General features: G+C 62.9%; 12 protein-coding genes. 10 read left to right on the top strand and 2 right to left on the bottom strand.

What is annotated here, in order from left to right; translation table 11 throughout:
• The first annotated feature begins 23 nt into the window (after nt 1-23).
• The 3 genes from AC1ECN_RS16060 to AC1ECN_RS16050 all read left to right on the top strand — a co-directional run bounded on the left by AC1ECN_RS16060 (nt 24) and on the right by AC1ECN_RS16050 (nt 2974).
• On the top strand, nt 24-998 hold the full coding sequence (locus AC1ECN_RS16060; RefSeq protein WP_018072373.1) for an ABC transporter permease: 975 nt from the start codon (nt 24-26) through the stop codon (nt 996-998).
• A 253-nt stretch (nt 999-1251) separates the two neighbouring features.
• A complete protein-coding gene (locus AC1ECN_RS16055) occupies nt 1252-2271 on the top strand; it encodes a zinc-binding alcohol dehydrogenase family protein (protein ID WP_018072372.1) in 1020 nt (339 codons plus the stop codon).
• 325 nt (nt 2272-2596) lie between these two features.
• Nucleotides 2597-2974 (top strand): hypothetical protein, encoded by a 378-nt coding sequence (locus AC1ECN_RS16050; RefSeq protein ID WP_130671871.1) that lies wholly within the window; start codon nt 2597-2599, stop codon nt 2972-2974.
• A gap of 492 nt (nt 2975-3466) precedes the next feature.
• Here the strand turns inward: AC1ECN_RS16050 and AC1ECN_RS16045 are convergent, their stop codons facing one another.
• Both AC1ECN_RS16045 and AC1ECN_RS16040 read right to left on the bottom strand, forming a co-directional pair.
• Nucleotides 3467-4192, bottom strand: a complete 726-nt coding sequence (locus tag AC1ECN_RS16045; RefSeq protein WP_130671869.1) for a copper homeostasis protein CutC — start codon at nt 4190-4192, stop codon at nt 3467-3469.
• On the bottom strand, nt 4189-5436 hold the full coding sequence (locus tag AC1ECN_RS16040; protein ID WP_130673475.1) for a LysR family transcriptional regulator: 1248 nt from the start codon (nt 5434-5436) through the stop codon (nt 4189-4191). Before AC1ECN_RS16040 ends, AC1ECN_RS16045 begins: the two co-directional genes overlap by 4 nt.
• A gap of 49 nt (nt 5437-5485) precedes the next feature.
• Between AC1ECN_RS16040 and AC1ECN_RS16035 the strand changes: the two genes are divergently transcribed.
• The 7 genes from AC1ECN_RS16035 (at nt 5486) to AC1ECN_RS16005 (ending at nt 12790) form a co-directional block, all read left to right on the top strand.
• Complete coding sequence (locus tag AC1ECN_RS16035) at nt 5486-5671, top strand: acetyltransferase (RefSeq protein WP_174827182.1); 186 nt, start codon at nt 5486-5488, stop codon at nt 5669-5671.
• A 286-nt stretch (nt 5672-5957) separates the two neighbouring features.
• A complete protein-coding gene (gene osmF / locus AC1ECN_RS16030; protein WP_018072367.1) occupies nt 5958-6866 on the top strand; it encodes a glycine betaine ABC transporter substrate-binding protein OsmF in 909 nt (302 codons plus the stop codon).
• A gap of 91 nt (nt 6867-6957) precedes the next feature.
• Nucleotides 6958-8124, top strand: coding sequence for an ABC transporter permease (locus tag AC1ECN_RS16025; protein ID WP_477953514.1), 1167 nt, complete (start codon nt 6958-6960; stop codon nt 8122-8124).
• Nucleotides 8121-9065: an ABC transporter ATP-binding protein gene (locus AC1ECN_RS16020; RefSeq protein ID WP_130671867.1), complete on the top strand. Its 945-nt coding sequence runs from the start codon at nt 8121-8123 to the stop codon at nt 9063-9065. Before AC1ECN_RS16025 ends, AC1ECN_RS16020 begins: the two co-directional genes overlap by 4 nt.
• A complete protein-coding gene (locus AC1ECN_RS16015; protein WP_130671866.1) occupies nt 9062-9811 on the top strand; it encodes an ABC transporter permease in 750 nt (249 codons plus the stop codon). The genes AC1ECN_RS16020 and AC1ECN_RS16015 overlap by 4 nt, the downstream gene beginning before the upstream one ends.
• Before the next feature lie 48 nt (nt 9812-9859).
• Nucleotides 9860-10255 carry a VOC family protein gene (locus tag AC1ECN_RS16010; RefSeq protein WP_130671865.1) on the top strand — a complete coding sequence of 132 codons (396 nt, stop codon included), beginning with the start codon at nt 9860-9862 and terminating at the stop codon, nt 10253-10255.
• Nucleotides 10256-10336: 81 nt separating this feature from the next.
• A complete protein-coding gene (locus AC1ECN_RS16005; protein ID WP_130671864.1) occupies nt 10337-12790 on the top strand; it encodes a glycoside hydrolase family 2 protein in 2454 nt (817 codons plus the stop codon).
• Nucleotides 12791-12996: the final 206 nt, after the last annotated feature.

Raw genomic sequence — 12996 nt, 5'->3', positions numbered from 1 at the left:
AAAGAATAAGAGGGAGAAAATTCATGACTGCCACCCCCACCGAAATAATCGCGCCGCCGCCGCGCCGGAAAATGAACATCCTGTTCGGCCTGACGCTGATCGGCCTGCTGATCTTCCTCTGGATCGTGCTCGGCGTCGTTACCCCGAGCTTCTGGACGCCGCTCAATATCTCCAACCTGCTGCGTCAAGGTGCGATGACGGCGATCCTGGCACTAGGCCAGACCTTCGTCATCATCACCGCCGGCATCGACCTTTCGGTCGGCGCCATCGTCGGCTTCTGCACCGTGATCATCGCCTGGCTGCTGCAGGCGGGCGTGCCGGTCTGGGGGGCGATCGCGCTGACGCTGCTCATGGGTGTGGCGATCGGCGCCTTCCATGGCTTCGGCATCGTCCATATGGGCCTGCCGCCGTTCATCATCACGCTGGCAACCCTGACATCGCTGCGCGGCATCGGCCTGCTGATTACCAACGGTTCGACGATCAACATCACCAATGAGGGTTTCAGCAATTTCGCCCGCGCCGATCTGCTCAGTATTCCGAGCCTGTTCTGGATGGTCATCCTGGTGGCGGTCCCCTCCTTCATCTTCCTGCATCTGAGCCGCTGGGGCCGCTATCTCTTCGCGGTCGGTTCGAACGCCGAGGCGGCGCGCCTTTCCGGCGTCAACGTCAAGGGTATGATCTATCTCGCCTATATCCTCTCGGCCTCCTTCGCCGCCTTCGTCGGCGTGCTGCTCGCCTCGCGCATCGCCATCGGCAATGCGACACAGGCCGACGGCTGGGAACTGCAGGCGATTGCCTCCTCGGTCATCGGCGGCACCAGCCTGTTCGGCGCGGTCGGCTCGGTGCATGGCCCGCTGATCGGCGCCTTCATTCTCGCCACCATCAACAACGGCGCGAACCTTCTGAACGTCAACTCCTTCTGGCAGCGCATCATTACCGGTCTGCTGATCATCGTGATCGTGTTCTTCGACCAGCTGCGCCGCCGCCGGAGCAATTGAGAGGCAAGCAAGTGATCGCCGCCGGCCCCCCCTCATCCGGCTGCCGCCACCTTCTCCCCGTTTTGACGGGGAGAAGGGGATATGCCGCAAACCTCTCCGTCCCTCGCCAGCATCCCTTTTGGCACGTCCCCTCTCCCCGTTTTTTACGGGGAGAGGGCTAGGGTGAGGGGCAGATGTTTTCGATACGGCGCCACATCGGCGCGAGCCGGCCAGACAAACCGGCTTCCTCCTTTCGAAGAATGTGAGACCCGTCATGAAAGCAGTTCTTTGCCGGGAGCCCGGCGTGCTCGATATCGTCGAGCGTCCTTCGCCAGCGGCTCCCGCCGCCGGCTGGGTGCGGCTTGCCGTCAGCCATGTGGGCATCTGCGGCACCGACTACCACATCTTCGAGGGCAAGCATCCCTTCCTCGAATATCCCAGGGTGATGGGGCACGAGATCTCGGCAACGGTGCTGGAAGCCGGCGATGGTGTGACTATCGCGGTCGGCACGCCTGTTATCGTCAATCCCTATCTCTCCTGCGGGCAATGTATTGCCTGCCGCCAGGGCAAGCCGAATTGCTGCACCAATATCAAGGTGCTCGGCGTCCATACCGACGGCGCCTTCTGCGAGGAGATTTCGGTTCCGGCCGAGAACCTCTATGCCGCCAAAGGTGTAAGCCTCGAAGCGGCGGCGACGACCGAGTTCCTGGCGATCGGCGCGCATGCGGTGCGCCGCTCGATGACCGGTGCGGGAGCACGGGCGCTCGTCATCGGCGCCGGGCCGATCGGGCTCGGGGCAGCGATCTTCTCGCGCATCGCCGGACATGAGGTGACGCTGCTCGATACCAGCACGGAGCGGCTGCAGATGGCGGCGGAGCGCTTCGGCTTTACCTCCGGCATCGTTGCCAACGAGGCGACAGCGGAAGCCGTCCGGGAAAAGACCAATGGCGACGGTTTCGACGTGGTTTTCGATGCGACGGGTTACGGCCCTTCGATGGAAAAGGCCTTCTCCTTCGTCGCCCATGGCGGCGCGCTGGTGCTGGTCAGCGTCGTCAAGGACGATATCCGCTTCTCCGACCCCGAATTCCACAAGCGCGAAATGATGGTGATCGGCAGCCGCAACGCCACCCGCGTCGATTTCGAACATGTCGCAGATTCGATCGCCAAAGGGCTGGTGCCGGTGGACAAACTGATCACCCACCGCACGACGCTTGCCGATGCGCCGCGCGATCTCGCGCGCTGGGCGCATGAGAAGAATGGGCTGATCAAGGCGGTGATCAGTATTGGTGGTTAGGGCAATCCCGAGGTACGAAGTCGTATCGCGATTGCCTTGAACGCTTCCGGCAAATCCCGCCGGGAGCCGTTGCCCCTACTGCATAATTCAAAGTGTTACAGCGTCCTTTGCGCGTCTGAAAAGGCGCGCGGCGCTGTGGTCTTTCCACGAGACGTTCTGACGGGGGCGCCCGCCAACAACGCGGTTCCGACTCGAACCGGCGCCCGCGATTTCGCGCAACATTTCTCAATCAAAAAGCACACAGAAGAAAACGGAAGTGTCCATAAGTGGGGCCGCCGGACACTCGGCAGATGTTCATCAATCGAGTGATGGAAAGGGTCGGGCGATGAAAATGCGAATTGCTTCCTTGGCAATGGCAGTTGCGCTGACAATGCCACTTGTCGTGCCGGCCCGTGCGCAGGTGGTCATCCAGGAAGGTCAGGGACCGGAGTTCTATGCCGATCCTGACGATAACCAGACGGAAATGGATTTTCTGCAGCGATGGAATCGCCACCACGACCAGCGAAGCGGATGGCGCTCGGGTCGGGACAACTTCGGGCCAGACGATGCGGTTCGCCTCCTCGAGCGGCGTGGTTATCGCGTCAGAGATGTGAAGGACGTGGGTGAACGATATCTKATCAGGGCATGGCGAGACGGGGACGATCTCCTCGTCAGCGTCTCGCGCAGGGGTGAGATCATGGGCGTCGTCCACGATCGCGAGTGATGGGCGGTCTTGCGGGGCTTGAACTCTGTTCAAGACCACGGCTGGCGGGTTCGCGCCGATGGCTGCCCCTGCCCCTCACCCTAACCTTACCGGGGTCGAGCCACTCGTCTCGCCCCGTCCTCCGGACCCCCGTAAAAACGGGGAGAGGGGACGTGTCCTGCAAGAGCGAGGTGGGAACGGAGACGTTGCGGCATGCCCTCTTCTCCCCTCGGGGAGAAGGTGCCGGCAGGCGGATGAGGGGGCCACACGGCACACACCCCTCTCATAACCTGTCCCGCGACGCCGACGGCAACGCCCTGAGACACCGCGAGCCGGTGAAACCCGCATGGGCGTTGGGAAAGACCGGCTTCGCCGGCCCCCTCATCCGCCCTACGGGCACCTTCTCCCCGCTGGGGAGAAGAGGGAGTCGAGAGGTCACGGCATGTCCCTTCGCCACGCAAGCGGAGTGCGAGGGACGGGTCGAGACCTGTGGCTCGACCCAGGCTACAAATCCTAACCGGCCGCCTCAATCGCCCTCCGCATCTGCCGGACGACGGCGACGTCCGTCTTGTTCGTGCTTTTCGCCTCGAAGCCGAAGGCGACCGCGCGCGGATCGGCGCTTTCGACCGGCGAACTGCAGGAGCCGTGGACCTCGCGGGAGCCGGTCGCCTTCAATATCTCGCCGACATTGGCCGGGCGGATGCCGCTGCCGGGCATGATCGCGATCCGGCCGGCCGCCTTTGCCGAAATGCGCTTCAGCGTGTCGAGGCCTTCGGTGGCCTTCAGCGCGCAGCCGGAGGTCAGGATGCGTTCGCAGCCGAGCTCGACCGCCTGCTCCAGCGCCCGATCGGCATCCGGCACCAGATCAAAAGCGCGATGCAGCGTCGAGCCGAGGCCCGCGGCATGCGCCTTCAACCGGTGGATCAACGGCATGTCGAGCGTACCATCCTGCCGGTTGGCGCCGATGACGACGCCGGCAAGACCTGATGTGCGCACGGCATCGATATCGATCATCATCGCCTCCTCATCCGCCCCGTCGAAAATGAAGGGCCCGGCGTGAGGGCGGATCATCGCATAGACCGGAATGGGCGCACGGGCGGCAATCCGCATCAGGCTCGGCAGCGCCGTCAGGCCGCCGAGTTCCAGCGCCGAGCAGAGCTCGATGCGCCCGGCCCCACCTTCGATCGCGGCGGCGAGGCCCTCGGCGCTGTCCACGCATACCTCAAGCAAGATCGTCACGCTACAGTCTCCCTGGCTCCGGCATCCGCCGGCCTGATGGTTCGTACGACGGATTCCGACGTAATTCTCGCCGCCGCCTCGATGATGACAGTGCAGGCATCGGCGGCGGCTTTGCGATGGTTGAAGGCGACGTGATAGGACATCGGCAGATGCTCGTCGAGATCGACGATGCGCACCTTGTCGGCGATCGGCATGGCGCTGACCCGGCCGAGGAAAGAGACGTAACCGTGATTGGCGACGAGATCGACGATGACGGGCAGCGAATCTGCCGCGGTGATATCCTGGCCGCGCCGGCGCCGGTTGGGCGCGCGCTCATAGCTGAAGGCCATGGCCGCATGGCCGAGGCCGGTGCGCGGGCTCGGCATGCAGATCGCGTGGCCGGCGACGAGATCGGCGACACTGGTCTCGGTACTATCCGGCGGCGCGATCACCACCATATCGGTCTGCAGCAATTCGCGATGCCGGAAGCTTTCGAGGCCGAAGACCGAATCCAGGATTGCGACATCGATGCGGCCGTTCTTCAGCGCCTCGCGCAGATCGTCGGCGGTCATCGACACCAGCGAGATCGCATTGTTGTTGCGGCGCGCATTCCATTCGGAGACCAACGACCCCAGGCAGCGTGCCACCCAGCTTTCCGAACCGGTCGGAATGATCGAGCCGATGCGCAGCGACCGGGCGGTGCGCCGATAACGCTCGTCGGCCGACGATTTGAGATCGTTCCACGCCTGGCTGATCGCCATGAAGATCTGGTAGGCGCGCCTGCCCTCCTCCGTCAGCACCGATCCCTGCGCCTGCCGCTCGAACAGGCGGTGCCTCAGAAATTTCTCAAGATTGGCAAGCTGAAGCGAAAGCTGCGGCTGACCGAGGCGAAGACGGCGGGCGGCCCGGTTGATGCTGCCCTGATCGGCAACTTCGAGAAAACGCTCCATCGTGACGATCTTGACGGGAATGCGGGATGTCCAGGCCTCGTCGATCTCGGCGCCGGCGCCGTCGTGACCGGCCCATTGGCCGAGCTCACCGATCGCAGCCATGATCGGCTCCAGGCCTTCCAGCACCCTGCCGCTCGCAATCAGCGTCGCCAGCTCGCCGGAGGCGCGTTCCGTCAGCTTCATCGCCAGTTCGGTCTCAAGATTATGGATGGCCGTCGAGACGGTGGAGGGCGACAGCTGGAAGCGCCGCGCGGTCTCGCGGACCGAACCGGAGGTCAGGACATGGCTTGCGATGAACAGGGCACCAAGATGCAAACGGCCACCTCCGGAAAGTGCTGGAAAAACCGGACGATATGATGTGTTCATGAAAAAAGATATCCCTGCCTCCGGAGAGCCGGGCTATCGTTCGATCATAGAAAAATCCGGGCGGCGGGAATCCGCAACAGAGCCTGGGAATATCGTGGAAACACGCAAGGGGACAAAAACAAATCGCGACGGCCTTGGAAAAGGGAATGCCTTTCCGCGCGCGGAGATGCATTCGCCGCCATAATCGTGCCGCGACCGCAAATACTGGAGGGGGCTTGCATCGATTTTTCGGGCATGCACGCTATTTCCATCACGCACGCAATTCCGGCATGATGGCGGCCTCACCGCCTTCGCCGGCGGATTTCCTATGCGCAGGCCTCCCGCCCGGGGCTTGGGCCACTGCATAATTCCTTAAATCGGTATCGATTTAAGATAAAATTATGCAGCAATTCAAAGTGCTACAACGTCCTTGCACGTCTGAAAGACATGCGGCGCTGTAGGTCAACGGTTTTTGAAAAAGGGGACTTTCCATGCTGAAGAAACTCGCACTTGCCGTTTCGCTCTCCGCCTTCGCAGCGGGTGCGGCCCATGCCGCCGACATCGTCGTCTCGTCGAAGATCGACACGGAAGGCACGCTGCTCGGCAACGTCATCGCGCTCGCTCTCGAAGCGAACGGCATCAAGACGCAGGACCGCATCGCGCTTGGCGCGACACCCGTCGTGCGCAAGGCGATCACCGCAGGCGAAATCGATATCTATCCCGAATATACCGGCAATGCCGGCTTCTTCTTCAACAAGGCCGATGACGCCGCCTGGAAGAACATCGACCAGGGATATGAGCTGGCGAAGAAGCTCGATTACGATGCCAACAAGATCGTCTGGCTGACGCCGTCGCCTGCCAACAACACCTGGGCGCTCGCCGTGCGCAGCGACGTCGCCGGCCCGAACAAGCTGAAGAGCCTCACCGACTTCGGCAAATGGGTTGCCGGCGGCGGTGCCGCCAAACTTGCCGCCTCCGCCGAATTCGTCAATTCGGCCGGCGCGCTTCCTGCCTTCCAGACGACCTACGGCTTCCAGTTGAAGCCCGACCAGATGGTCGTTCTTTCCGGCGGCGACACGGCGGCAACGATCAAGGCGGCCGCCGACCAGACGAACGGCGTCAACACCGCCATGGTCTACGGCACCGACGGCGCCATCGAAGCGGCCGAACTCACCGTTCTTGAAGACGACAAGAACGTGCAGCAGGTCTATGCCCCGACGCCGATCATCCGCGAAGAGGTGTTGAAGGCCAATCCGAAGATCGAGGAAGTGCTCTCCCCGATCTTCAAGAGCCTGACTGCCGACGAATTGCGCAAGCTCAACGCCAAGATCCAGGTCGACGGCGAGCCGGCAAAGTCCGTCGCCGAAGCCTATCTCAAGGAAAAAGGCTTCCTGAAGTAGTCATTGCCCGCTCCGCCCGATTAAGGGCGGAGCTTTCTTTCCTGACAGGATTGGCTTTCCTGACAGGGTTGGCCAGACAGGATTGGGATTCATGGCAGAAACCTTAGCGGTCCGCAGGCTGGACCGGCTCGGCGTGGTTCTGGTGGCCGGCGGCATCGCGGCGACTGCACTGATGCCCTTCATCTACGTGAAGGCGAACCGCATCGCCGCCGGCAAGCCGATGCTGCTGATGCAGCTTCTTCCCCAGCCTTCCGTCATCATCCTGACCGCGCTTCTCCTTCTCACCGCCTTCGCCACGCTGTTCCTCACCAATGCGATCGCGCGGCTTGTCATCGCGACACTCTGTCTTGCGGCGCTAATCGTCGCGATCGGCTTCGTCTCGACGGCGGCAACGCCCCCCGGCAGCACGGTGGCGCGCATGACGCCCGGCGGCGGCTTCTGGGCGCTGTTTGCAGTGATCGGCCTCGTCATATCCGATGCGCTGGTGAAGATCCGCCTGGCGCCCTGGATGCGGATCGCAGCCCTTGCAGCCTATACGGCGCTGCTCTTCATCTCTCTCTCCTCCGGCCTGCTCGACAGCCTTTCGATCATGAAGGAATTCTCGACGCGGGCTCCGCAGTTCGAGACGGAGGCGATCTCGCATCTGCTCTTGGCGTTCGGCTCACTTGCCATCGCCATTGTTCTCGGCCTGCCGCTCGGCATCCTCTGCTTCTGGGTGCCGAAGCTGCGCGCCATCGTGCTGCAGGGCCTCAGCCTTATCCAGACGATCCCGAGTCTGGCACTCTTCGGCCTGTTGATGCTGCCGCTCGGCTATCTCGCCACCCATGTGCCGCTCGCCGCCGCGATCGGCATCCGCGGCATCGGCACGGCGCCGGCGCTGATCGCACTGGTGCTCTATTCGCTGCTGCCGATCGTCGCCAATACCGTCGTCGGTCTTCAGGGCGTCGATCCCTCGGTGCGCGATGCTGCAGCCGGCATGGGGCTGACACGCTTGCAGATCCTTGTTGGAATCGACATGCCGCTCGCCTTCCCCGTCATCCTCACCGGCATCYGCATCGTGCTGGTGCAGGCGATCGGCATGGTGACGATCGCCGCGCTGATCGGCGGCGGCGGCTTCGGCATCTTCATTTTCCAGGGGCTCGGCCAGACGGCCATGGATCTCGTCCTGCTCGGCGCCGTGCCGACCGTCTTCTTCGCCTTCTCATCGGCCGTCATCCTCGATGCGGTCATCGAAAGCATCCGGGGATCCGCCGCATGACCATGATCGAGATCAGAAACGTCACCAAGCGCTATGGCGCGGCCACCGTCGTCGACGACGTCTCGATGAGTGTCGAGAAGGGCGAGATTACCGTCATCGTCGGCACGTCGGGCTCCGGCAAATCGACGCTGATGCGGATGATCAACCGGCTGGTGCCGATCACCGAAGGCGAGATCTTCGTCGGCGGACAGAATGTGATGGACGTTCCGGTGACCGAGCTTCGCCGCAAGATCGGCTATGCGATCCAGGGACACGGCCTGTTTCCGCACCGGACCGTAGCGCAGAATATCGCCACCGTGCCGCAGCTTCTCGATTGGGATTCCGCCCGCATCGCCAAACGGGTCGAGGAACTGCTTGGGCTTTTCAATCTCGACCCGGCAACCTTCGCCGACAAATATCCGCATCAGCTCTCCGGCGGCCAGCAGCAGCGCGTCGGTGTGGCCCGGGCGCTGGCGGCCGAGCCGGAACTGCTGTTGATGGACGAGCCGTTCGGCGCGCTCGATCCCGTCATCCGCGGCAAGGCGCAGGACGATCTGCTGGCGATCCAGAAGCAGTTTGGCACGACGGTCATTCTCGTCACCCACGACATGGATGAGGCCTTCCATCTTGGCAACCAGATTGCGGTGATGAGCGAGGGCAGATTGCTGCAATGCTCGACGCCGGAAAAGATCCTCACCCAACCCGCCGATCCCTTCGTGCAGCAATTGACCGGCACCTCCGACCGGGCGCTGAAGCTGATGTCGCTGCTGCCGCTGAAGGAAAGCATGGAGCCAGCCAAGAACGGTCTCGCCTATGCCCTGCCGCAGTCGCTCAGCCTGCGTGATGCGCTGGCCGAGATGATCTGGCAGGGGGTCGATGAGGCGGCCGTGCAGGACGGCGAAAAGGCGCCTGTGGGATCGATCTCGATGACGCGGCTGCTCGAACTGGGCCGCAAGGCATGAAGCTCCTCGTCGCCAATCTCTTCCGCCTGGCGGCGCTGGCTTTGCTGCTCATCCTGCTGTTCAGGACGGAGTGGCTTTCCTTCATGCTGGCGCCGCTGACCAGCAACAATGCGCCTGCCGTCTATACACAGAACAGCCTTGCTTCGCTGGCCGCCGGCCATCTGCAGCTGGTGATCGGATCGATCGTCTGCAGCGCCGTGCTTGCCGTTATCGGCGGTATCTTCGTGACACGGGAAAGCGGGGCTGACTTCCTGCCGCTGTCGCGCGCAATCGCCAATGCGGGGCAGACTTTTCCGCCGGTCGCCGTGCTGGCGCTCGCCGTTCCCGCGACCGGCTTCGGCGCCATGCCGACGCTGATCGCGCTCTTTCTCTACGGGCTGCTGCCGATCTTCGAAAACACTGTTGCCGGCTTGAAGCAGGTTTCGCCGCAGGTTCTCGATGCCGCGGACGGCATGGGCATGAACGGCACGCAGCGGCTGCTGCGGGTCGAGCTGCCGCTTGCCTTGCCGCTGATCCTCGAAGGGCTGAAGGTCGCGACCGTGATCAATATCGGCACGGCGACGATCGGCTCGGCGGTTGCGGCCAAGGGCCTCGGCGAGGTCATCATCGCCGGGCTGATTTCCGACAACACCGCCTTCATCCTGCAGGGCGGCCTGATCGTCGGCCTGATGGCGGTGCTGATCTATGACGCCATGGGTCTGATCGAAGCAGCGATTACGCGAAGAATCGGCTTGCGCGCGGCGTAGGAGGACGGGTACCAAGACTGCCGTGATGGATGACAAAGGGAGGCAGACTTGGCGAAGATGATCCACTCCATGATCCGCGTTCTCGATGAGGCGCGCTCCGTCGAATTCTACGAGAGAGCCTTCGGCCTTTCGGTCGCCGACCGCGTCGATTTCGAGACCTTCACGCTGATTTATATGAGCAATGCCGAGACCGGCTTCGAGCTGGAACTGACGGTCAACAAGGGCCGGACCGCGCCCTATAACCTCGGCAATGCCTATGGCCATCTCGCCGTCTCCGTCGAAGAGGTGGCGGTCGAGCGCGAGCGGCTGTCAAAGCTCGGGCTGAAGCCCGGTGAACTGGTGGAGCTCAACCGCGACGGTAAGCTCTTCGGCCTGTTCTTTTTCATCAGCGATCCGGATGGCTACAAGATCGAGGTGCTGCAGCGCCACGGCCGGTTTCTCTGAGGTACCTGACGCCGAACCACCGATACGTTCCAAACCACAGACAATCCCACAGCTTCAAACGGCATCATTCGGGAGCCCGCCATGATCGAAAAGACTGCGCTCAATTCCGGCTGGACGCTCTCCTGTAACGATACAGCCAGGCCCGGCCTGCCGGCTGCAATCCCCGCAACGGTGCCGGGCTGCGTGCATCTCGACCTTCTCGCCGGCCGGCTGATCCCCGATCCCTATATCGACGTCAACGAAATCACCAATGACTGGATCGGCAAGACCGACTGGACCTATCGCTGCAGCTTCGAGGCGATACCTGACGATGCCAGGGTGCAGGAACTCGTCTTCGACGGGCTCGATACGATCGCGGTTATATCACTCAACGGCGAAGAGATCGGCCGCACCTTCAACATGCACCGCACCTATCGTTTGGATGTTTCGGCACTGCTGAAGGCCAGCGCCAACGATCTTTCTGTCACCTTTCGCTCCGCCTACGCCTATGGCGCGGAGATGGAAAAACATTACGGCTACCGTCCCAACAACTATCCGGGTCCGGGCAATCTGATGCGCAAGATGGCCTGCAATTTCGGCTGGGACTGGGGGCCGACGCTGGTGACAGCAGGCCTCTGGAAGCCGGTCCGGCTGGAAAGCTGGGACCGGGCGCGGCTTGCCGAAACCAGGGTGTCGGCAATACTTGCCGGCGGCGACGGCCTGGTGAAGGTGCATGCCCGGCTGGCTCGGCAGGGCGACAAGACGCCGTTGAGGCTCGTTGCCGAAATCGGCGGCGTGACCACGACGGTGGCGATTGGGCCTGACGAAGACGCAGTTTCCTTCGAGCTTGCCCTCCCCTCGCCGCAGCTCTGGTGGCCGCACCACCTCGGCGCGCAGCCGCTCTATCCGATGACGCTGAGTCTGGTCGACGAGGCCAGCGACGATCTGCTCGACAGCTATCAGCGCGAACTCGGTTTCCGCTCGCTGCGGCTCGATACTTCGGCCGACGAACACGGCTCGGCCTTCACCTTCGTCATCAACGACGTGCCGCTCTTCATCTGCGGGGCGAACTGGATTCCGGACGATTGTTTTCCCCCGCGGGTGACCGCTGAGCGTTATGCCGCACGGATCGAGGAAGCAAAGGAAGCCAATATCCACATGCTGCGCGTCTGGGGCGGCGGCATCTTCGAGGCCGACGAGTTCTATGAGGCCTGCGACCGCGCCGGCATGCTGGTCTGGCAGGATTTCCTCTTTGCCTGCGCCGCCTACCCGGAGGAAGAGCCGCTCAGAAGCGAGGTCGAGGCTGAGGTGCGCGACAATGTCGTGCGGCTGATGCCGCATGCTTCGCTGGTCCTCTGGAACGGCAACAACGAGAACATCTGGGGTTTCGACGAATGGGGCTGGCGGCCGATCATCAAGGCCGGCGAAAGCTGGGGGCTCGGCTACTATCTCGACCTGCTGCCGAAACTCTGCGCCGAACTCGATCCGGACCGGCCCTATTATCCCGGCAGCCCCTATTCCGGCTCGATGGAGATCGAACCCAATGCCGACGGCCATGGCTGCAAACATATCTGGGACGTGTGGAACGATGTCGGCTACGAGGTCTACCGCAATTATATCCCGCGCTTCTGCTCCGAATTCGGCTGGCAGGCACCGGCTGCCTGGGCGACGATCGAAGAAAGTGTGCATGACGCGCCGCTGACGCCGCAATCGAACGGCGTCTTCCACCATCAGAAGGCGACTGAGGGCAACGACAAGCTGATCCGCGGCCTGTCCGGCCATCTGCCGGAACCGCGGACGATGGATGACTGGCACTTCGCCACCCAGCTCAACCAGGCGCGCGCCATCCGCTTCGGCGTCGAGCACATGCGCTCGCATCGGAATATCTGCAAGGGTGCGGTGGTCTGGCAGTTCAACGATTGCTGGCCGGTAACTTCGTGGGCGGCCCTCGATTCCGCCGGGCGCCGCAAACCCCTCTGGTATGCGCTGAAGGCAGCCTATGATCCGCGCCTGCTGACGATCCAGCCGCGCGGCGGCGGGCTTGCGGCGGTGGCCGTCAATGAACGGACGCTGTTCTGGCGGGCGAAGATCAGCGGCAAACGCCTGAAGCTCGACGGCACGGTGCTTGCCGAATTCGAATTCTGGCGCTTGCTCTGCGACCGTTTCGAAGCAAAGGAATTTCCGCTGCCCGAGGAGATCGTCACCCCCGACTTACCGAAGAACGAGCTCATCGTCGTGCAGATGCTGGACAGACGGGCCTTCCACTATTTCGTCGAGGATATCGAGCTTGCCTTGCCGGCGCCGCGGCTGACGGTCGATGTCGTCGGGATCGACGGCGGGTATGAGGTCAAGGTGACGGCGCAAAACTTCCTCAAGGATCTCTGCCTGATGGCCGATCGACTGGATCCGGATGCCGTTGTCGATTCGATGCTGGTGACGCTGCTGCCGGGCGAGAGCCATGTGTTTGTGGTCAAGACGACAAAGGCGATCGGGGCAGACGGCATTGTCTTCGGCACCGTTCTGCGGTCGGCCAACGATCTCACCGCCGGGCGCTAGGAAAGCCCCTCATCCGGCTGCCGCCACCTTCTCCCCGCTCGCGGGGCGAAGGGGATATGCCGCGGCCTCTCGGTTCCCCGCCAGCCTCTCGCAGGGCACGTCCCCTCTCCCCGTTTTTACGGGGAGAGGGTTAGGGTGAGGGGCGGCGGTCGGCACGAGCCAAACACTAAAAAGGCCCCGCATCCGCGGGGCCCTTCCAGCTCGGC

This window comes from Rhizobium sp. 01N447_2 (assembly GCF_056399245.1).
The sequence above is the reverse complement of the archived record's forward strand: the minus strand, read 5'-3'. Positions and strand labels throughout refer to the sequence as shown.

Excerpts from the sequence above, each read along its gene's own strand:
- AC1ECN_RS16060 (WP_018072373.1), top strand. The coding sequence starts at position 24 with ATGACTGCCACCCCCACCGAAATAATCGCGCCGCCGCCGCGCCGGAAA.
- AC1ECN_RS16055 (WP_018072372.1), top strand. The coding sequence starts at position 1,252 with ATGAAAGCAGTTCTTTGCCGGGAGCCCGGCGTGCTCGATATCGTCGAG.
- AC1ECN_RS16005 (WP_130671864.1), top strand. The coding sequence starts at position 10,337 with ATGATCGAAAAGACTGCGCTCAATTCCGGCTGGACGCTCTCCTGTAAC.
- AC1ECN_RS16035 (WP_174827182.1), top strand. The coding sequence starts at position 5,486 with ATGAAAAAAGATATCCCTGCCTCCGGAGAGCCGGGCTATCGTTCGATC.
- AC1ECN_RS16015 (WP_130671866.1), top strand. The coding sequence starts at position 9,062 with ATGAAGCTCCTCGTCGCCAATCTCTTCCGCCTGGCGGCGCTGGCTTTG.
- AC1ECN_RS16020 (WP_130671867.1), top strand. The coding sequence starts at position 8,121 with ATGACCATGATCGAGATCAGAAACGTCACCAAGCGCTATGGCGCGGCC.
- osmF (WP_018072367.1), top strand. The coding sequence starts at position 5,958 with ATGCTGAAGAAACTCGCACTTGCCGTTTCGCTCTCCGCCTTCGCAGCG.